This window comes from Herbidospora cretacea, from assembly GCF_001570605.1.
GTDB classification, from domain to species: domain Bacteria; phylum Actinomycetota; class Actinomycetes; order Streptosporangiales; family Streptosporangiaceae; genus Herbidospora; species Herbidospora cretacea.
Genome location: NZ_BBXG01000013.1, coordinates 124962 through 146405 on the forward strand (window position 1 = coordinate 124962; position 21444 = coordinate 146405).

A 21444-nucleotide genomic window follows, 5' to 3' on the forward strand; every position below is an offset into this window, starting at 1 on the left:
AAAGGGGTGCCGGGCCGGGCCCGGCACCGCTCACTCCGGCAGCGGCACGGTCGCGGGGAACAGCGACGGCGCGACGGTCTGGTGGCCGACGTCCCACAGGTCCTTGAGGCTGGTCTCCGGGGCCGTCGCGGCGACCTGGACGCCGAGCGCGATCGTGCGCAGCAGACCGGCCATGCTCTCGGCCGGGATGATCGCCGGGTCGGCGAGCATGAAGACGCTGGTCCGGCCGTTGGCCACGGTCACCCTGACCCGGAACGGCTGGCCGTACTGCTGCGCCAGCGGCGTCCACGACAGCTCGGCCGGGGTGTCGGCGGTGGCGTCGGACGGCCGGCGGTCGAGCTGCACGTAGTTGAACCAGCAGCGGAACAGCTGGTTCACCCAGCAGTCGTGCGCCAGGTCGTCGCCGCGCCGCTCGGCGACCTCCGCGGCCAGGGCGGCGATCCGGTCGAAGTCGTAGGCGGAGTAGCGGTAGGCCCTCGCCCCGGCCCAGTGGAGACGCTTGACGTGCTCGCCCAGCGGCGCCCCGGGGTCGACCGTCGCGACGACCGGGACGAGCTGGTTCATCGTGCCGATCACATGGTGGTGTTCCGGCGAGAACCGGTTGGAGGCCATCAGGCTCATCGTCACCGTGTCGGTGTCGAGGTGCCGGGCCAGCCCGGCGGTGACCAGCGCCATCACCAGCGCGGGCGCGGTGACGCCGAGCCTCTGGGCGGCCAGCGCGGCCAGCCCGCCGAGGCGGTGCGAGTGGAGGGTGGCCTCGATGCGGTCGCGCTTCTCCTTGGCCGGCAGCGTCGGCAGCGGGTCGGCCAGGACGTCGCCGAGGGTGCGCCGCCAGTACCGTTCGGAGGCCTCCTGCCGGTCCCGCCACCGCTCGGTGCGCTGCTCGCGGGCCAGTTCCCTCGGGGTCGGGCCGAGTTCGGCGACCGCCCCCGGGTCGGCGATCAGGGCGCTGAACTGGTCGGTCAGGTGGTTGATCGACCAGATGTCCATGATCAGGTGGGAGAAGGACAGCGCCAGGAACACCGCCGACCCGTTGGTGGTGATCATGCGCCCGCGCCAGAGCAGGCCGCCCTCCATCGCGAACGGCTCCGCGCAGAGTTCGTCCTTGGTGTCCTCGGGGTCCTCCCAGTCGCGGACCACCCGGTCGATCCGCTCGATCGGCAGGTCGGCCGACTCGTGGACGCGCTGCACCGGCTGCCCGTCGACGACGTGGTAGGTGGTGCGCAGCGGCTCGTGCCGGTCCATCAGCACGCGCAGCGCGTTCTCGACCCGGGCCATCGGCAGTCCCCGCAGGTCGCAGACGATGGGGAGGTTCGCGTCCTGCATCCAGTCGTCGGGATAGCGCTCGATCTCGCGCCAGCTGAAGAGCTGGCCGTGGCTGAGGGGGGCGTCGTCGGGCATCGGTGTCTCCTAGCGGTTCGTGACGTGCTGCCGTCCGTGCCAGAGCACGGCGATGGCGACGGCGACGGCGATCTCGGCCATGGTCCCCAGCGTGACCAGGCTGGCCACGTCGGGATGGATCAACGGCAGCCCCCGCAGATCCTGCATCAGGCCGAAGGCGGCCAGGCCGGCGTAGGATCCCGCGACGGTCCACGTGAGCCGCACCCTGACCGGCGCGGACCGCACCCAGCCGGTGCGGCGGGCCAGCGGCCGCAGCACCGCGGCGGACAGCACGACGACCGGCAGCGCGTGCGCCGCCAGGAACGGCGTGATCTCTCCGCCGACGGCGAGCCCGGCCGCGCCTCCGGCCAGGGTGAGCGCGGAACCCCACCGCAGCGCCGACACCGGTTCGGGCTCGGTCCGCCGCGCCACCACCAGGAGCACGCAGGCCACCAGACCCGCCGCCCAGACGGCGGACGCGAGCGGATCGACCCCCCGGAGCAGGAGCAGCACGCCGCCGGCGACCACGCAGACCCCGGCCGAGGCGGCCCAGAGCAGCGCCGGGTCGAATGGCGCCTCTTCTGCCAAAAGAGTTCTCCCTGGAGATGAATTCTGTGCGGTGCGTCAATTCGATTTCGGCCGCTATTGACGGGTCTTACCAGCATCAGAGCTCGCGCGCGGTCATGTCAAGGCGCTCGCGCGGGGCGGTGATGGCAGCTAGCTACTGGCAACAAGGTGCCAGCACGCGATCGTGGCCCGCTGCGGGGAGCCGCCCGTAGGGTCGCAGTAACTTCCAGTGGTGACCATTTGAATAACGCTGGTGTCCATCGTTTTTCCCGTATGGATATTACGGCCAGAGGTGGCGCATTCATGGTTCAGGACTCGATTCAGTCGGACGCCCGGCGCGATTCGTCGGTCGAGCCGATCGCTGTGGTGGGCCTTTCCTGCCGGCTTCCCCGGGCGGACACCCCCGAGCGTTTCTGGCGCCTTCTCCGGGACGGCGTGGACGCGGTGACCGAGGTCCCCGACGGCCGGTGGCCGGACGCCGCCGCGCCCGGCCGGGGCGGGTTCGTCGGCGACGTGGACGGTTTCGACGCCGCCTTCTTCGGGATCTCCCCGAACGAGGCCGCCGCCATGGACCCGCAGCAGCGGCTCGTCCTGGAGCTCGCCTGGGAGGCGCTGGAGAACGCCGGGGTCGCCCCCACCTCCCTGCGGGACGCGGCGGCCGGGGTGTTCGTCGGCGCGATCTCCAACGACCACGCCGCCCTGCTCGGCGAACCCGGCCGGCACACCTACATCGGCGCCAACCGGGCCATGATCGCCAACCGCGTCTCGTACTTCCTGGGGCTGCGCGGCCCGAGCCTCACGCTGGACACCGGGCAGTCGTCGTCGCTGGTGGCGGTGGAGCTGGCGTGCGAGAGCCTGCGCCGGGGCGAGACCGGCCTGGCCCTGGCCGGGGGCGTCAACCTGAACCTGCTCGCGCGGACGACCGCCGCCATCGGCAGCTTCGGCGCGCTGTCCCCCGACGGGCGCTGCCACACCTTCGACAGCCGCGCCAACGGTTACGTCCGCGGCGAGGGCGGCGCGCTCGTCGTCCTCAAGCCGCTCGCGGCGGCGCTCGCCGACGGCGACCCGGTGCACTGCGTGATCCTCGGCGGGGCCGTCAACAACGACGGCGGCGGCGACGGCCTGACCGTGCCGAGCGCCCGCGCCCAGCAGGAGGTCATCACGCTGGCCCGCCGCGCCGCCGGGGTCGCCCCAGCCGAGGTCCAGTACGTCGAGCTGCACGGCACCGGCACGAAGGTGGGCGACCCGATCGAGGCCGCCGCCCTCGGCGCCGCCCACGCCGGATCGCGCCCCTCGGGGGATCCGCTGCTGGTCGGGTCGGTCAAGACGAACATCGGCCACCTCGAAGGCGCGGCCGGCGTCGCCGGTCTGGTCAAGACCGTTCTCAGTCTCAAGCACCGCGAGCTGCCGCCCAGCCTCCACTTCGAGAGCCCGAACCCGGACATCCCCCTCGCCGACCTGGCCCTCCAGGTCGTCACGTCCGCCCGCCCGTGGCCCGCGCCCGGCGGCCGGCTGGTCGCCGGGGTCAGCTCGTTCGGCATGGGCGGCACCAACTGCCATCTGGTCCTCGCGGAGGCCCCGGCTCCTGCCGAGGCCCCGAGCGCCGACCCCACGGACAACGGACTGCCCTGGGTGATCTCCGCCCGGTCGGCCGAGGCGCTCCGGGCCCAGGCCGGACGCCTGCGCGACCGGATCGACGGCGAACCGGCTCTCGGCGACGCCGACGTGGCGCTCTCGCTGATCAACACCCGGGCACACCTGGAGCACCGGGCGGTCGTCCTCGGCGAGAACCGCGGTGAGGCGCTCGACGCGTTCGCCGGCGGGCGGCCCGGCGAGTCGGTCGTGAGCGGGACGGTCGTCTCCGGCCTGCGGGCGTTCGTCTTCCCCGGCCAGGGGTCGCAGTGGGCGGGCATGGCCGCGGAGCTCCTCGACGGGTCGCCGGAGTTCGCCGCGCTCGTCGCCTCCTGTGACGCCGCGCTCGCGCCGTTCGTCGACTACTCCGTCCTCGGCGTCCTGCGCGGCGCCCCCGACGCGCCCGGCCTGGACCGGGTCGACGTCGTGCAGCCGGCGCTGTGGGCGGTCATGGTGTCGCTCGCGGGACTGTGGCGGGCGAGGGGCGTCGAACCCGATCTGGTGCTCGGGCACTCGCAGGGCGAGATCGCCGCGGCCACCGTCGCGGGGGCGCTGAGCCTGGCCGACGGGGCGCGCGTCGTGGCGCTGCGCAGCCGGGCCATCGCCGGGATCGCCGGTCGCGGCGCGATGATGTCGGTCGCCGCGCCGCTCGACGTCGTCGAGGCCGCCGTCGCCCCGCTCGCGCCGCAGGTGGGCGTGGCCGCGTTCAACGGCCCGCGTTCGGCGGTCGTGTCCGGGCCGCGCGCGGTCCTGGCCGAACTGGGGGAGCGGCTCGCCGCCGACGGGCACCGGGTCAAGCTGCTGCCGGTCGACTACGCGTCCCATTCGCCCGAGGTCGAGAGCGTCCGCGACGAGGTCGTCGCCGCGCTGGCGCCGATCCGGCCGGTGCGCTCCGCGATCCGGTTCGTCTCCACCCTCACCGGCGAGCCGATGGACACCTCCGGGCTCGACGCCGGGTACTGGTACCGCAATCTGCGGCAGCCGGTCCGGTTCGCGCAGGCCACCCGGTCGGCGCTCGACCTCGGGGCCGCCCTGTTCGTCGAGTGCAGCCCCCATCCGGTGCTCGGCGCGAGCGTCGCCGAGACGGCCGAGGCCGCCGAGCTGGACGTCGCGGTCGTCGGGTCGCTGCGGCGCGGCGAGGGCGGGCCCGGCCGGTTCACCCGGTCGCTGGCCGAGGCGTACACGTGGGGGGCGCCCGTCGACTGGGCGGCCCCGCGCGACGCGCGCGCACGGCGGGTCGACCTGCCGACCTACCCGTTCCAGCGCCGCCGGTTCGGCCTGGCCGCGACGGTGTCCCGTCCCACATCGGTGGAGGTCACCCCGGAGACCGTCGACGTGCCTGCCGGGCTCTCGCGGCGGGAGATCCGCGACCTGGTCCTCAGCACCGCCGCCGGTGTCCTCGGGCACCAGGACGGCACGGCCGTGGAGCCGCACCGGACGTTCAAGGACCTCGGTTTCGAGTCGGCGGCGGCGGAGGACCTGCGGGCCAGGCTGCGCGCCGCGCTCGGGACCCGGCTGCCCGCCGGGCTCCTGTTCGACCACCCGACACCCGACCGGCTGGCCGACCATCTGCACACGCTGACCAGCGGCGCCACCGTCGCCGCCGCCCCGGTCGAGCGGGCCGGGCCCGACGGCGACCCGATCGTCGTGGTCGCGATGGGCTGCCGCTACCCCGGCGGCGTGTCGACGCCCGAGGAGCTGTGGCGGCTCGTGCGCGCCGGGGCCGACGCCGTCGGCGAGTTCCCCGAGGACCGGGGCTGGGACCTCGACGTGCTGTCGGGCGCCAGCGACACCCGCCACGGCGGCTTCCTCACCGGCGCGGACCTGTTCGACGCCGGGTTCTTCGGGATCAGCCCGCGTGAGGCGGTCGCCATGGACCCGCAGCAGCGGCTGCTGATGGAGGTCTCCTGGGAGACCGTCGAACGGGGCGGCCTCGACCCGGCCACGCTGGAGGGCACCCCCACCGGCGTCTTCGTCGGCGCGATGTCCTCCGACTACGGGCCGCGCCTGCACCAGCCGACCGGCGTCGCCGACGGCCACCTGCTGACCGGCACCGCCCTCAGCGTCGCCTCCGGCCGGATCGCCTACGCGCTGGGCCTGCGCGGCCCGGCGATCACGGTCGACACGGCGTGCTCGTCGTCGCTGGTCGCGATCGTGCTGGCCATGCAGGCGCTGCGGCGGGGCGAGTGCTCGCTGGCGCTGGCCGGGGGCGCGACCGTGATGTCCAACCCCGGGCTGTTCGTCGAGTTCAGCCGGCAGGGCGGCCTGGCCGCCGACGGCCGCTGCAAGGCCTTCTCCGACCGGGCCGACGGCACCGGCTGGGGCGAGGGCGTGGGCATGCTCCTGCTCGAACGGCGGTCCGACGCGCTCCGGCACGGCCACCCGATCCTGGCCGTCCTGCGGGGCGGCGCGATCAACCAGGACGGCGCGAGCAACGGCCTCACCGCGCCGAGCGGCCAGGCCCAGCGGGACGTCATCCGCCAGGCGCTCGCCGACGCCCGCCTGTCGCCCGCCGACGTGGACGTGGTCGAGGCGCACGGCACCGGAACCCGGCTCGGCGACCCCATCGAAGCCGAGTCGATCATCGCCGCCTACGGCGCGGACCGCGTTCCGGACCGGCCGCTCTGGCTCGGCTCCCTGAAGTCCAACGTCGGGCACACCCAGGCCGCGGCCGGGGTCGGCGGCCTGATCAAGATGGTCAAGTCGCTGGAGCACCGCACGCTCCCGCGCACCCTCCACGCCGACGAGCCCACCGCCCAGGTCGACTGGTCGGCGGGCCAGGTCCGCCTGCTCACCGAACAGGTCGACCTGCCGGGCGACCGCCCGCTCCGCGCGGCCGTCTCCAGCTTCGGCATCAGCGGCACCAACGCCCACGTCATCCTGGAACGCGCGCCGGAGCAGGTCACGCCCAGTTCCCCGGATTCCCCGCTGGTCTGGGTGCTGTCGGCGAAGACCGACAGCGCGCTCCGGGACCACGCGGCGCGCCTGCGCGCGTTCGCCGAGGACGCCGCCGACGGCGATCTGGCGGCGGCCGGGCCGCTGCTGGCCCGGCGGACGACCTTCGCCCACCGCGCCGTCGTGGTGGCGCGGGACCGGGCCGACCTGCTCGAAGGACTGGCGGCCCTCGCCGACGGCGCCCCGCACGCGGCCGTGGTGACGGGCGTGGCATCGGGCTCGGCGCGGCCGGTGTTCGTGTTCCCCGGGCAGGGGTCGCAGTGGGCCGGGATGGCCGTCGAGCTGCTGGCGTCCAGCGCCGTGTTCCGCGAGCACCTGGCCCGCTGTGACGACGCGCTGAAGCCGTACGTCGGCTGGTCGGTGGCCGACGTCCTGAGAGAGGCCGAGGGCGCGCCGAGACTGGAGGGCTCCGACGTCATCCAGCCCGTGCTGTTCGCGGTGATGGCCTCGCTGGCCGGGCTGTGGCGGTCGGCCGGGGTGGATCCCACGGCCGTGGTCGGGCACTCGCAGGGCGAGATCACCGCCGCGTACGTCGCGGGCGCGCTGTCGCTGGAGGACGCGGCGAAGGTCGTGGCGCTGCGCAGCAGGGCGCTGATGAGGCTGGGCGGCACCGGCGGGATGCTCGCCGTGTCGCTGCCGGCCGACCGGATCGACCTGGCGCGCTGGGACGGCCGGCTGTGGCCCGCCGTGTACAGCGGCCCGGCCAGCACGGTCGTCGCCGGTGACCTGGACGCGCTGGCGGAGTACGCGGCCGAGTGCGGCGACGCCGTGCGGACCCGGCCGGTGGCGATCGACTACGCCGCGCACACCCCGCACATCGAGGCGCTGCGCGAGGAACTGCTCGCCACGCTCGGCGACGTCACGCCGCGCCCGACCGAGGTCGCGTTCTGCTCGGCCCGCGACGGCGCGTTCCTCGACGCCGCCGAGCTCACCGCCGACTACTGGTTCACCAGCCTCCGCACCCCGGTCCGGTTCCAGCAGGCCGTCGAGGCGTTCGAGGGCGTCCCGGTCTTCATCGAGGCCAGCCCGCATCCGACGCTGACGGGCCACGTCCAGGACACCCTGGCGGCGGCCGACCGGCCGGGCGGGGCCACCGGCACGCTCCGGCGTGACCAGGGCGGGCTCGCGCGGTTCCTGACGGCGGTCGCCCACGCGTACACGCTGGGCGCCGAGATCGACTGGGCCGCCGCGCTCCCCGGCGGGCCGGGCCACCACGTCGACCTGCCCACCTATCCGTTCGAGCGCAGCCGCCACTGGCTCGGCGGCGACGCCCCGGCGGGGATGGGCGCTTCCGGGCACCCCCTGCTCGGCGCGGTCGTGGCGCTGGCCGGCGACGACGGGCTGCTGCTCAGCGGGCGGCTGACGCGCGGTGGCGCGCCCTGGCTGGGCGACCACGCCGTCGACGGCGAGGCGATCCTGCCCGGCACGGCGTTCCTGGAGTTCGCGCTGGCCGCCGCGGCCGCCGCGGACTGCGAGGAGGTCGAGGAGCTGACGATCGAGGCGCCCCTGCCGCTGCGCGGCGCGTGGTCGGCCGAGATCCAGGTCGCGGTCGCCCGCCCCGACGAGCGCGGGCGGCGCGGGTTCACGATCCACGCCCGCCCGGCCGGAGACGCCGAGAACCCGTGGACCCGGCACGCGTCCGGCTCCCTCGCCGCGTCGTCCCCGGAGACGGCCGCGCCGTCCACGTGGTCGCCCGGCACGCCCGTGGACGTCGCCGACGCCTACCAGCGGCTGGCCGAGCACGGCTACCAGTACGGCCCCGCCTTCCAGGGCCTGCGCGCCGCCTGGCGCTCCGGCTCCGACACCTACGTGGAGGTCGCGCTGCCCGAGCCGCTGCGCGGGGAGGGGTTCACCCTCCACCCGGCGCTGCTGGACGCGGCTCTCCACCTCCTGGTGCTGGAGGCGGCCGACGAGGCGCGCGACCCCGGCACGCTGCTGCTGCCCTTCGCCTGGACCGGGGTACGGGTGTCGGCCCGGGGCGCGGACTCGCTCCGGGCGCACCTGTCGGGCGACTCCCTGACGATCTACGACGGGACCGGCTTCAAGATCGCCGAGGTGGACGCGCTGCACCTGCGCAGGGTGCCCCGGGGCGCGACGCGGCCCGCCGCCGAGACCTACGGCGTCGACTGGACCGAGGTGGAGACCCCGGCCGCCGACCTGGGCGACCAGCGCTGGGCCGTCGTCGGGCTCGACGCGTTCGCCGACGAGATCGGCGCGGCGCTGGACGAGGCCGGGGTGATCGCGCCACGGAGCTACGACCTGGTGTCCGTCGCGGAGATGTCGGTCAGCGGCGTCCCCGCCACCGTGCTGGCGCCGATCGGGGCCGACGACGACGACCTCCCCTACAGCGCGCACGACGGCATGAACCAGGCGCTCAACCTCATCCAGGCCTGGGTGGGCGACGACCGGTTCTCCAAGTCGAGGCTGGTGTTCGTCACCCGGGGGGCGCGCAGTTCCCCGGCGGGCGGCGCGCTCTGGGGGCTGGTGCGCTCCGCGCAGTCCGAGCATCCGGGACGGTTCGTCCTGTTCGACGTGGAAGAGGGGTTCACCGCCTGGGGCACGGCCGCGGCCGCCGTCGCGGCGGGCGAGACCCAGCTCGTGACGGAGGACGGCGCGGTCCTGGTTCCCCGGCTGGCCCGCCGGCAGATCTCGGGACAGGTCTCGGGGCAGGTCTCGGGGCAGGTCGAGGGGCGGGGAGAGGGGCTGGGCGCGGGCACCGTGCTCGTCACCGGCGGCACCGGCGGGCTGGGCCCGCTGGTCGCCCGGCGGCTGGTCGAGCGGCACGGCGTACAGGATCTGCTGCTTGTCTCCCGGCGCGGACCCGACGCGCCCGGCGCGGCCGGGCTGCGCGCCGAGCTGGAGGACATGGGCGCGCGCGTCACCGTCGCGGCCTGCGACGTGTCCGACCGGTCCCGGCTGGCGGCGCTCCTCGCCGGTCGCCAGGTCACCGCCGTCGTCCACGCCGCCGCCGTCCTGGACGACGTCACCGTCGAGGGCATGTCGGCCGCGAGCCTGGAGAACGTGTTCGCGCCGAAGGCCGACGCCGCCTGGCACCTGCACGAACTGCTCCCCGAGGCGACCGCCTTCCTGATGTTCTCCTCGGTGGCGGGCGTGCTCGGCAACGCCGGCCAGGGCAACTACGCCGCCGCGAACGCCTTCCTGGACGCGCTGTCCGCGCACCGTCACGCCCTGAACCTGCCGGCGGTCTCGGTCGCCTGGGGCCTGTGGGACACCGAAGCGGGGATGTCCGGCACGCTGTCCGAGGCCGACACGGCCCGGCTGGCCCGCGCCGGCATCGCCCCGATGAGCGCGGAGCAGGGCCTGGAGCTCCTCGACGCGGCGCTGACCGCCCAGGATCCCCTCCTGGTGGCCGCGACCTGGGACCGCGCCGGGCTCCGCGCGAGGGCGGCGGCCGGTGAACTGCCCCCGCCGCTGCGCGGCCTGGTCCGCGCCCCGAAGGCGGCGAAGGGGCGCAAGGGCGCCGAGCAGGCGGCCGGACGAGGAGGCCTGGCCGAGAGCCTGGCCCACCTCACCCCCGACGACGCCCGCGCCCGCCTGACCGACGTCGTCCGCGCGCATGTCGCGGCCGTCCTGGCGCACGGCGGCCCGAGCAGCGTCGCCGTCGACCGCACCTTCAGCGAGATCGGCTTCGACTCCCTCACCGCGGTCGAGCTGCGCAACCGGCTCACCACCGACACCGGGCTGCGGCTCTCGCCGACGCTGATCTTCGACCATCCCACCGTCGAGGCCCTCACCGACCACCTGTTCCAGACTCTCGCGCCCGCCGCGCCCTCCGCCGAAGACACGCTGCGCGCCGCGCTCGAACAGGTCGCGTCCATGGTCGCCGCCGCCAACGGCGACGGGGACTCCCTCCGCGACAAGCTCGTCGCGATCCTGCAGAGCGGCCTGGAAACCTTCGGGGCCGCCACGACCACCAGGCTCCGGGCGCGGCCGAGCGGCAACGCGGACGCGGCGGAGCGCCTCAGCTCCGCCTCGGACGAGGAGATCTTCGCGCTGCTCGACAACCGGGCCAAGGCGTCACCCCTGAGGTCCTCACCGGAAAGGTCCGAATATGGCGACTGAGGACAAGCTGCGCGAATATCTCAAGCGCGCGACCGTCGAGCTGGCGGAGACCCGGCAACGGCTCAGCGACAGCGACGACCGCCGGCACGAACCCATCGCGATCGTCGGCATGGCCTGCCGCTACCCGGGCGGGGTCACCAGCCCGGAGGAGCTGTGGGACCTGGTCGCCGCGGGCGGCGACGCCATCGGCGAGATGCCCGCCGACCGAGGCTGGGACGTCGACGGCCTCTACGACCCCGACCCGGAGGCGATGGGCAAGTCGTACTCCCGGCACGGCGGTTTCCTCTACGACGCGGGCGACTTCGACAACGCGTTCTTCGGGATGAGCCCGCGCACCGCGCTGGCCACCGACCCGCAGCACCGGCTCGTGCTGGAGATCTCCTGGGAGGCGTTCGAGCGGGCCGGCATCGACCCGGCCACGCTGCGCGGCAGCCTGACCGGGGTCTACGTCGGCAACATGTACAGCGACTACTCCTCGCGGTTCACCGACGGCGCGGTCCCCGAGGGGGTCGAGGGCACGCTGCTGGTGTCGAGCGCGCCGAGCGTGCTGCCGGGGCGGGTGTCCTACACCTTCGGGCTGGAGGGCCCGTCCATCTCGGTGGACACGGCCTGCTCCTCCTCGCTGGTCGCCATCCACCTGGCGGTGCAGGCGCTGCGGCGCGGCGAGTGCGCGATGGCCCTCGCGGGGGGCGTCACCGTGATGGCCACCCCCGACTCCTTCGTCGAGTTCTCCCGCCAGCGCGCGCTCGCCCCCGACGGGCGGTGCAAGTCGTTCTCCGCCGACGCGGACGGCGTGGCCTGGGGCGAGGGCGCCGGCATCCTGCTGCTGGAGCGGCTGTCGGACGCGCGCCGGGCCGGCCGCCGCGTGCTGGCCGTCATCCGCGGCTCGGCCGTCAACCAGGACGGCGCGAGCAACGGGCTCACCGCCCCGAACGGCCCCGCCCAGGAGAAGGTCGTCGAGCAGGCGCTGGCCGACTCCCGGCTGGCCACCCGCGACATCGACGCCGTCGAGGCGCACGGCACCGGCACCCGGCTCGGCGACCCGATCGAGGCGGGCGCGCTGCTCGCCACGTACGGGCAGAACCGCCCGAAGGACGGCCCGCTCTGGCTGGGCTCGGTGAAGTCGAACATCGGCCACTCCCAGGCCGCCGCCGGGGTGGCCGGCATGATCAAGATGGTGCTGGCGATGCGGCACGGCGTGCTGCCCCGCACCCTGCACGTGGCCGACGCCCAGAGCATCCAGCCCGACCAGGCGGCCCAGGCCGGTCAGGCCGACGGGATCCGGCTGCTGACCAGCGCGCGCCGCTGGTTCCGCGAGGGCCGCCCGCGCCGGGCCGGCGTCTCCTCGTTCGGCATCGGCGGCACGAACGCCCACGTCATCCTCGAAGAGGCCCCCGAGCAGCCGGAACCCCCGGTCCGGGCCCCCGCCGTCGCCGGCGCCCCGCACGCGTGGCCGCTCAGCGCCCGCACCGCCACGTCGCTGCGCGAACAGGCCGCCCGGCTGCACGACCTGGTCAGCGCCGACCCGGCGATCGACCCCGCCGACGTCGCGCACGCCCTCGCGACCCGGCGGGCCGGTTTCGAGCACCGCGCCGTCGTCGTCGGCCACGACAGGGAGGCCCTGCTGGCCCGCCTCGGCGGGCACCTGCGGAACGAGTGGATCACCGGCACCGCGCCGGACCGCCCCCGGCTGGCGTTCCTGTTCACCGGGCAGGGCGGCCAGCGGGCCGGCATGGGCCGCGAACTGGCCGCCGCCTCACCGGTCTTCGCCGCCGCGCTCGACGAGGCCTGCGCCGCCCTGGACCGCTACCTGGACCGGCCGCTCCGCCAGGTCATGTGGGCCGAACCCGGCACGCCGGACGCGGCCCTGCTGAACAAGACCCGCTACACCCAGCCCGCGCTGTTCGCCTACGAGGTGGCCGCGTACCGGCTGCTCGAATCGCTCGGCGTCACGCCCGACGTCGTGGCCGGTCACTCCGTCGGTGAGTTCGCCGCCGCGCACGTGTCCGGCGTCTGGTCGCTCGCCGACGCGGCCCGGCTGATCGCCGCCAGGGGGCGGCTCATGCAGGCGCTGGACGTGCCCGGCGCGATGGTCGCCATCGAGGCGGGCGTCGAGGAGGTGCGGCCCGGCCTCACCGGGCAGGTCGGCCTCGCGGCCGTCAACGGGCCCGCCTCCGTCGTCGTGTCCGGCCCCGAGGAGGCCACGCTCGCGGTGGGGGCGCGCTGGCGCGAACTCGGCCGCCGCACGCGCAGGCTGCCGGTCAGCCACGCCTTCCACTCGGCGCTGATGGAGCCCGTGCTCGCCGCGTTCGAGGCCGAGCTGCGCACCGTCCTGTTCACCGAACCGCGGGTCCCGGCCGCCACCAACCTGGGCGGCGACGCCACCTGGACGCAGCCGTCGTACTGGCTGGACCAGATCCGGCAGGCGGTCCTGTTCCAGCCGATGATCGCCGAGCTGGAGGCGGACGGCGTCCGCGCGTTCCTGGAGGTCGGGCCCGAGGCGGTGCTGGCCGGGATGGCGCACGACTGCGTCACCGCCCCCGGCGCGGTGATCGCCTCACTGCACCGGCGGCAGCGTCCCGAGACCGACGCGCTCGTCGACTGCCTGGCGCGGGTGGCCGTCGCCGGGGTCCCGGTCGACTGGGCGGCGCTGTCGGGCGGCGGCGCGCACGTGGAGCTGCCCACCTACGCCTTCGACCGCGAGCGGTTCTGGCTCAGCTCGCTCCTGCGCACCGGCGACGTGACCTCGGCCGGGCTGCGCGACGCGGGCCACCCCCTGCTGGCCGCGGCCGTCGACCTCGCCGACGACGGCACCACGGTCCTCACCGGCCGGCTCGCCGTCTCGTCCGCGCCCTGGCTGGGCGAGCACGTGATGCTCGGCTCGGCCGTGCTGCCCGGCGCGGCGCTGGTGGACCTGGTGCTGGACGTGGGCGGCCGGATCGGCTGCGACCGGATCGAAGAGATCATGTTCGAGGCCCCGCTGGTGCTGCCCTCGCGCGGCGCGGTCGACGTGCAGGTCGTCCTCCAGCACGCCGAGGGCCCCCGCCCGATCCGGGTCTACTCCCGACCCGCCGGGGAGCCGGACGCCGTCTGGACCCGGCACGTCTCCGGCCTCGTCGGCGCGGCGTCCGCCCCGGTGACGGCCGCCGCCTGGGCCGGCGCCTGGCCGCCCGCCGACGCCGTCCCCCTCCCGGTCGACGGCGGCTACGAGCGGCTGGCCGACCTCGGCTACGAGTACGGCCCCGCCTTCCAGGCCGTGCGCGCCCTCTGGCGGCAGGGCGAGGACCTGCTCGCCGAGGTCGCCCTCGACGACGACCAGGACGTCGCCGGTTACGGCGTCCACCCCGCGCTCCTGGACGCGATGTTCCACCCGATCCTGCTTGCCGACACCGCCGCCGCCGGGGAGCTCCGCCTCCCGTTCGAGTTCCGCGGGGTGCGGCTGCTCGCCGCCGGGGCCCGCCGCCTGCGGGTCCGGCTCTCCTCCGTCGACGCCGACGGATGCGCCGTCCAGGCGGCCGACGCCCTGGGGCAGCCGGTGTTCTCGATGGACTCGCTCCGGGCCCGGACGGTCCCGGCGTCCGCGCTGGCCGCCTCGACCGGCCCGGTGCCGCACGGCGTGGACTGGGTGGAGGTGAGCGTGCCCGCCGGGAACGGTTCCGGGTTCGCGTTCCTGGACCCGGAGCACCTGCCGTCGCTGGAGCCCGTCCCCGAGTTCGTGGTGACCACCCCGGCCCTCCCGGCCGACGGCGGCGGGAACGTCCCCGCGGCCCTGCGCGACCTGGCCGGTCAGGCGCTCGGCCTGATCCAGGCCTGGGTGTCGGACGACCGCTTCGCCGGTTCCCGCCTGGTGTTCCGCACCCGCGCCGACGACCTGGCCGGGGCCGCCGTGACGGGCCTGGTGCGGTCGGCGCAGTCCGAGCACCCCGGCAGGTTCGTCCTGCTGGAGGCCGGGCCTGACTTCACCGACTGGAGTTCGGTCGCCGCCGCCGTGGAGGCGGGCGAGTCGCAGCTGACCGCCCGTGACGGCGCGCTGCTGGCTCCCCGGCTGGCCCGCCGGACCGCCGGACCGGCGGGCGGGCTCGGCGAGGGCACGGTGCTGGTCACCGGCGGCACCGGCGGCCTGGGCAGCCTGGTCGCCCGGCGGCTGGTGGAGCGGCACGGCGTCCGGGATCTGCTGCTGGTCTCCCGGCGCGGCCTGGACGCGCCCGGCGCGGGGCTGCTCGTCTCCCACCTGGGCAGTTACGGCGCCCGGGTGACGGTCGCCGCGTGCGACGTGTCCGACCCGGACGCGCTGGCCGCCGCGCTCGCGCTCGTCCCGCCCGACCGGCCGCTCACCGCGGTCGTCCACACGGCCGGGGTGCTCGACGACGCCACCGTCGAAGGACTCACCCCGGCCCGCCTCGACACCGTGTTCGCGCCCAAGGCCGACGCCGCCTGGCACCTGCACGAACTCACCCGCGACCTGCCGCTGTCGGCCTTCGTGCTGTTCTCCTCGCTGGCCGGCGTGCTCGGCAACCCGGGGCAGGGCAACTACGCCGCCGCGAACGCGTTCCTGGACGCCCTCGCCGCGCACCGCCGCGAGGCGGGACTGCCCGGGGTGTCGATCGCCTGGGGGCTCTGGGAGACCGAATCGGGCATGTCCGGCACGCTGACCGAGGCCGACACGGCCCGGCTGGCCCGCGCCGGCATCGCCCCCCTCACCGCCGAGCAGGGCCTCGACCTCCTGGACGCGGCGCTCGGCAGCGAGGAACCGCTCGTCGTGGCGGCCCGGTGGGACACCGCCGGGCTGCGCGCCAGGGCCGAGGCGGGCGACCTGCCCCCGATCGCGCACGGCCTGGTCCGTCTCCCGCGCCGGGTCGCGGCCGGAGGACCGGCGGCCGGACCGGGCACGCCGGGCGGGCTCGGGGAACGGCTGGCCGGAATGTCGGAGCCCGACGCGCTGCGCCTGCTCACCGACACCGTCCGCGCCCACGTCGCGGCCGTCCTGGCGCACGGGAATCCCGCCGGCGTCGGCCTCGACCGGGCCTTCAGCGAACTCGGCTTCGACTCGCTCACCGCGGTCGAACTCCGCAACCGGCTCAACGCCGAGACCGGCCTGCTCCTCCCGGCCACGCTGGTCTTCGACCACCCGACCGTGAACGCGCTGACCGACTACCTGTTCAAGAGCCTCGCACCGGCCACCCACTCGCCCGTGGAGATGCTGCGCGGCGCGCTGGAACACGTCGAGTCGATGATCACGGCAGCCGCCGGTGACGCCATCAGGAGCAAGGTCGTCGCGCTCCTGCAGAACGGCCTCAACCGTTTCACCGCCGCCGACGCCGCGCGCGAGACCGGCGGCGACGACGACGTGGCCGGCCGGATCGACGCGGCCTCCGACGAGGAGATCTTCGCGCTTATCGACAACGAGGGGTGACCGGTGACTACAGAGGAAAGACTTCGCGACTACCTCAAGCGCGCGATCATCGAGCTGGAGGACACCCGCGAGCACCTCGCGGAACTGGAGGAACGCCGGCACGAGCCCATCGCGGTCGTCGGCATGGCCTGCCGCTACCCCGGCGGGGTGACCAGCCCCGAGGAACTGTGGGAGCTGGTGGCCGGCGGCGTGGACGCGATCGGCGAGTTCCCCACCGATCGAGGCTGGGCCGGCGACCTGTACGACCCCGACCCGGAGGCGGTGGGCAAGTCGTACACCCGCCACGGCGGTTTCGTGTACGACGCGGGCGACTTCGACGCCGCGTTCTTCGGGATGAGCCCGCGGACCGCGCTGGCCACCGACCCGCAGCACCGGCTCGTGCTGGAGTCGTCGTGGGAGGCGATCGAGCGGGCCGGCATCGACCCGGCCACCCTGCGCGGCAGCCTCACCGGCGTCTACGTCGGCAACATGTACGAGCACTACTCCGGCCGCTTCATCGGCACCGTCCCGGGCGCGGTCGAGGGGACGCTGTTCACCTCCAGCGCCTCCAGCGTGCTGTCGGGACGGGTGTCGTACACCTTCGGGCTGGAGGGCCCGTCGATCTCGGTGGACACCGCCTGCTCGTCCTCGCTGGTGGCGATCCACCTGGCGGTGCAGGCGCTGCGGCGCGGCGAGTGCGAGCTCGCGCTCGCCGGGGGAGCCACCGTGATGGCCTCGGCGGAGCCGTTCATCGAGTTCTCCCGTCAGCGGGCCATCTCCGCCGACGGCCGCTGCAAGTCCTTCAGCTCGACCGCCGACGGCGCGGCCTGGGCCGAGGGGGTCGGCATCCTGCTGCTGGAGCGCCTGTCGGACGCGCGGCGCAACAAGCGGAAGATCCTCGCGGTGGTGCGCGGCTCGGCCGTCAACCAGGACGGCGCGAGCAACGGCATGACCGCGCCCAACGGCCCCGCCCAGGAGCGGGTCGTGCGGCAGGCGCTGGCCGACGCGCGGCTCGACACCCGCGACGTCGACGCCGTCGAGGCGCACGGCACCGGCACCCGGCTCGGCGACCCGATCGAGGCCCAGGCCCTGCTCGCCACCTACGGACGCAAGCGGGGCGCCGACCGGCCGCTCTGGCTCGGCTCGGTGAAGTCGAACATCGGGCACACCCAGGCCGCCGCCGGGGTGGCCGGCGTGATCAAGATGATCAAGGCGATGGAGCACCGGACCCTGCCGGTGACCCTGCACGTGGCGGAGCCGACCCCGCATGTGGACTGGTCGTCGGGAGGGGTGCGGCTGCTCACCGAGCCGGTCCCGCTGCCCGCCGACCGGCTGGTGCGGACGGCCGTGTCGAGCTTCGGGATCAGCGGCACCAACGCGCACCTCATCCTGGAGGAGGCGCCCGCCGCCGAAGCCGAGACCGAGACCGGGACAGGGACAGGGACAGGGACAGGGACCGAGGCTCCGGCCGCCGGTCCGCTCGTCTGGGTCCTCAACGCCAAGTCCGCCGCCTCCCTGCGCGGCCAGGCCTCCCGGCTGAGCGGGTTCGCCGGAGGCGCCCCCGAGGCCGACCTGTTCGCGGCCGGCCGGCTCCTGGCCCGCCGCTCCGGCTTCGCCCACCGCGCCGTCGTCGTCGCCGATGGCCGAGCCGAACTGGTCGCCGCGCTGACCGCCCTCGCCGAGGGCGCCCGGCACCCCGCCGCCGTGGCCGGTGTCGCCCCCGCCGACACGCGGCCGGTCTTCGTCTTCCCCGGTCAGGGCTCCCAGTGGGCCGGCATGGCGGTCGACCTGCTCGACTCCAACGAGGCGTTCCGCGCCCAGATGCAGCGCTGCGAGAAGGCCCTGCGCGTGCACACGGGCTGGTCGGTCACCGGTGTGCTCCGCGCCGACGAGGGCGCGCCGCCCCTGGAGGGCACCGACGTCATCCAGCCGGTCCTGTTCGCGGTGATGGTCTCGCTGGCCGCGCTGTGGCGCTCGCTCGGCGTCGAACCCGCGGCCGTGGTCGGCCACTCCCAGGGCGAGATCGCCGCCGCCTGCGTGTCGGGGGCGCTCTCCCTGGAGGACGCCGCGAAGATCGTCGCGCTGCGCAGCCGGGCCCTGCTCCAGCTGAGCGGCACCGGCGGCATGCTCGCCGTGTCGCTCCCCGCCGGGCGGCTGCGCGACCTGCTGGAGCCGTGGCGGGACCAGATCTGGATCGCGGTGCACAGCAGCCCCGCCGGCTGCGTCGTCGCCGGAGACGCAGACGCGCTGGACGCGTTCACCGCCGCCCACGGCGGCACCGTCCAGATCCGCCGGATCGTGGTCGACTACGCCTCCCACACCCCGCACGTCGAAGCGCTCCGCGAGGAGTTGCTGGCCACCCTCGACGGGGTCGCCCCCCGCGCGACCGACATCGCGTTCAGCTCCGCGCACCGGGGCGAGTTCATCGACACGGCCGAGCTGACCACCGCCTACTGGTACGAGAGCCTGCGCAACCCGGTCCTGATCGAGTCGGCCGTCACCGCCTTCGCGGGCGAGGGCACCCCGCTGTTCATCGAGGCGAGCCCGCACCCTGTCCTCGGCCACGACCTGCGGGAGATCTGCGAGTCGGCCGGGATCACGGCGGGCGTCGCGGCGACCCTGCGCCGGGGAGCGGGCGACTGGCGCCGCTTCCTGACCGCGCTGGCCGGGGCGTACGTCCTCGGCGCGGAGGTCGACTGGAGCGCCGCCGTCACCCCCGGGCCCGACCGCAACGTGGACCTGCCGACCTACGCCTTCGAGCGCCGCCGCTACTGGCTGGGCGCGGCGGGACCGGCCGGGATCGCGCCCGCCGGGATCGACGCCTCCGGCCACCCGCTGCTCACCGCCGTCGTGCCGACGGCCGACGACGGGTTCCTGCTCACCGGGGAGCTCAGCGCGGCCACCGCGCCGTGGCTGGCCGACCACGCCGTGGAGGGCGGCGTGCTGCTGCCGGGCGCGGCCTTCGTCGAACTGGCCCTCGAAGGCGGCGCGCTCACCGGCTGCGACCACCTGGAGGAACTGGTCATCGAGACGCCGCTGTTCCTCTCCGAGGGGGACTCCGTACCCGTCCAGGTGATCGTCGGCCCGCCCGACGCCGACGGCCGCCGCTCCGCCGGGGTCTTCTCCCGCACCGGCGTGACCTGGACGCGGCACGTGACCGCGCTCCTCGTCACCGGCTCGACGGCCGCGGCCGACCTGCCCTGGGCGACCTCCTGGCCGCCCGCCGACGCCGAGCCGTTCCCGCTCGACGGCGGCTACGAGCGGCTGGCCGACCTCGGCTACGAGTACGGCCCGGCCTTCCAGGGCGTCCGCGCCATGTGGACCCGGGGCGCCGAACTGTTCGCCGAGATCGCCACTGACCTGGACGTGACCGGCTTCGGCATCCACCCCGCCGTGCTCGACGCGGCCTTCCAGCCGATGGTGCTGGCCGCCGGGCCGGGCGGCGGGACGCGCCTGCCGTTCACCTTCCGGGGCGTCAGCCTGCGCGCGGCGGGGGCGACCCTGCTGCGAGTCCGGCTGGTCCCGTCGGGGGACGACGCGACCGTCGAAGCGGCGGACGCGTCCGGCCGCCCGGTGTTCTCCATCGGCAACCTGCGGGTGCGGAGCGCCCCGGCGCGCACGACCGCCGCGCGGGGGCCCGTCACGTACGGGACGGACTGGGTGAGGCTCGCCCCGCCGGCCGGGGACGAGACCGCGTTCGTCTTCCTCGGCGCCGGTCCGCTCCCCGCCGACGTGCCCGGTCTCGTCGTCGCCACCGTCGCCGCCGACCCGTCGAGCGAGCTGCCGGCCGCGCTGCGCGAGGAGTCGGGCCGGGCGCTGGACCTGGTCCGGATGTGGGCGGGCGACGAGCGGTTCGCCGCCTCCCGCCTGGTGTTCGTGGTCCGGCCGGGGGACCTGGCCGGCGCGGCGGTGCGCGGGCTGGTCCGCACCGCGATGTCGGAGCACCCCGGCCGGTTCGTGCTCCTGGAGGCCGAAGAGGGCTTCGCCGACTGGCCCGCCGTGGCGGGCGCGGTCGCGGCGGGGGAGACGCAGCTCGTGGCGGCCGACGGCGCGCTGCTGGCCCCCCGGCTGGCCCGCCGGACCGCCGGACCCGCGACCGGGTTCGGCGACGGAACGGTGCTGGTCACCGGCGGCACCGGCGGCCTGGGCAGCCTGGTCGCCCGGCGGCTGGTGGAGCGGCACGGCGTCCGGGATCTGCTGCTGGTCTCCCGGCGCGGCCTCGACGCGCCCGGCGCGGGCGAGCTGGCCGACGGCCTGGGCGCGCTCGGCGCACGGGTCACGGTCGTCGCGGGCGACGCCGCCGACCGGGACACGCTGGCCGCCGCGCTCGCGCTCGTCCCGCCCGACCGGCCGCTGACCGGCGTCGTGCACACCGCGGGCGTCCTGGACGACGCGACCGTCGAGGAGATGAACCGCGACCGCCTCGACACCGTTTTCGCGCCCAAGGCCGACGCCGCCTGGCACCTGCACGAACTCACCCGCGACCTCTCGCTGTCGGCCTTCGTGCTGTTCAGCTCGCTGGCCGGGACGCTCGGCAACGCCGGGCAGGCCAACTACGCCGCCGCGAACGTGTTCCTGGACGCCCTCGCCGCGCACCGCCGCGAGGCCGGGCTGCCGGGCCTGTCGATCGCCTGGGGACTGTGGGACACCGACACCGGCATGACCGGCGGGCTCACCCACGGGGACGTGGCCAGGATGGCCCGCTCCGGCGTCGCGCCGCTCACCCCCGAAGCCGGCCTGGACCTGTTCGACGCCGCCCTCGGCAGCGCCGAACCGGTGGTCGTCGCCACCAGCTGGGACACCGGCGGGCTGCAGGCCCGCGCCGAACGGGGCGATCTGCCGCCGATGCTGCTCGGCCTGGTCCGCGCCCCGCGCCGGCAGGCCGCGTCCGGCGCCGCCTCGCCCGCCCCGGTGGGCGGCGACCTGCGGGGACGGCTGGCCGGAGTGCCCGAGACCGAGGCCAGGCGGCTGCTCACCGACCTCGTCCGCGCCCACGTCGCCGCCGTGCTCGCGCACGGCAGCGCCGACGGGATCGACGTGGACCGGGCGTTCAGCGAGCTCGGCTTCGACTCCCTGACGGCCGTCGAACTCCGCAACCGGCTCAACACGGAGACCGGCCTGCGGCTGCCCGCGACGCTCGTCTTCGACCACCCGACCGTCACCGCGCTGACCGGCTACCTGTCCCGGCACCTCGCCCCCGCCGCGCCCTCGCCCGAGGAGACGCTGCGCGGCGCGCTGGAGCGGGTCGAGGCCGAGCTCGGCTCCCTCAACGGTGAGGCGGACGCGGTCAGGAACAAGCTCGTCGCCATCCTCCAGACCGGCCTGACCAGGCTCGCGCCCGGCCCGGCCGTCGCGACCGAGGTGGTGGCGAAGATCGGCTCGGCGTCCGACGAGGAGATCTTCGCGCTGATCGACAACGAACTCTGACCACCGTC

General features: G+C 75.5%; 5 protein-coding genes. 3 read left to right on the plus strand and 2 right to left on the minus strand.

Translation table 11 applies throughout. The annotated features are described in order from the left end of the window. Nucleotides 1-30: 30 nt before the first annotated feature. Both AW270_RS24645 and AW270_RS24650 read right to left on the minus strand, forming a co-directional pair. On the minus strand, nucleotides 31-1401 hold the full coding sequence (locus AW270_RS24645; protein ID WP_061297855.1) for a condensation domain-containing protein: 1371 nt from the start codon (nucleotides 1399-1401) through the stop codon (nucleotides 31-33). Nucleotides 1402-1410: 9 nt separating this feature from the next. Then, on the minus strand, nucleotides 1411-1968 hold the full coding sequence (locus AW270_RS24650) for a hypothetical protein (RefSeq protein ID WP_061297856.1): 558 nt from the start codon (nucleotides 1966-1968) through the stop codon (nucleotides 1411-1413). A gap of 282 nt (nucleotides 1969-2250) precedes the next feature. Here AW270_RS24650 and AW270_RS24655 point away from each other — a divergent pair, with 282 nt between their 5' ends. Genes AW270_RS24655 through AW270_RS24665 form a run of 3 tightly spaced genes read left to right on the plus strand, consistent with a single transcriptional unit; the run spans nucleotide 2251 to nucleotide 21436 of the window. Continuing rightward, nucleotides 2251-10617, plus strand: coding sequence for a type I polyketide synthase (locus tag AW270_RS24655; protein WP_063819321.1), 8367 nt, complete (start codon nucleotides 2251-2253; stop codon nucleotides 10615-10617). Next, nucleotides 10607-16030, plus strand: a complete 5424-nt coding sequence (locus AW270_RS24660; RefSeq protein ID WP_061297858.1) for a type I polyketide synthase — start codon at nucleotides 10607-10609, stop codon at nucleotides 16028-16030. The genes AW270_RS24655 and AW270_RS24660 overlap by 11 nt, the downstream gene beginning before the upstream one ends. Nucleotides 16031-16033: 3 nt before the next feature. Further along, a complete protein-coding gene (locus AW270_RS24665; protein WP_061297859.1) occupies nucleotides 16034-21436 on the plus strand; it encodes a type I polyketide synthase in 5403 nt (1800 codons plus the stop codon). Nucleotides 21437-21444 lie beyond the last annotated feature (8 nt).

Excerpts from the sequence above, each read along its gene's own strand:
- AW270_RS24645 (WP_061297855.1), bottom strand. The coding sequence starts at position 1,401 with ATGCCCGACGACGCCCCCCTCAGCCACGGCCAGCTCTTCAGCTGGCGC.
- AW270_RS24655 (WP_063819321.1), top strand. The coding sequence starts at position 2,251 with ATGGTTCAGGACTCGATTCAGTCGGACGCCCGGCGCGATTCGTCGGTC.
- AW270_RS24660 (WP_061297858.1), top strand. The coding sequence starts at position 10,607 with ATGGCGACTGAGGACAAGCTGCGCGAATATCTCAAGCGCGCGACCGTC.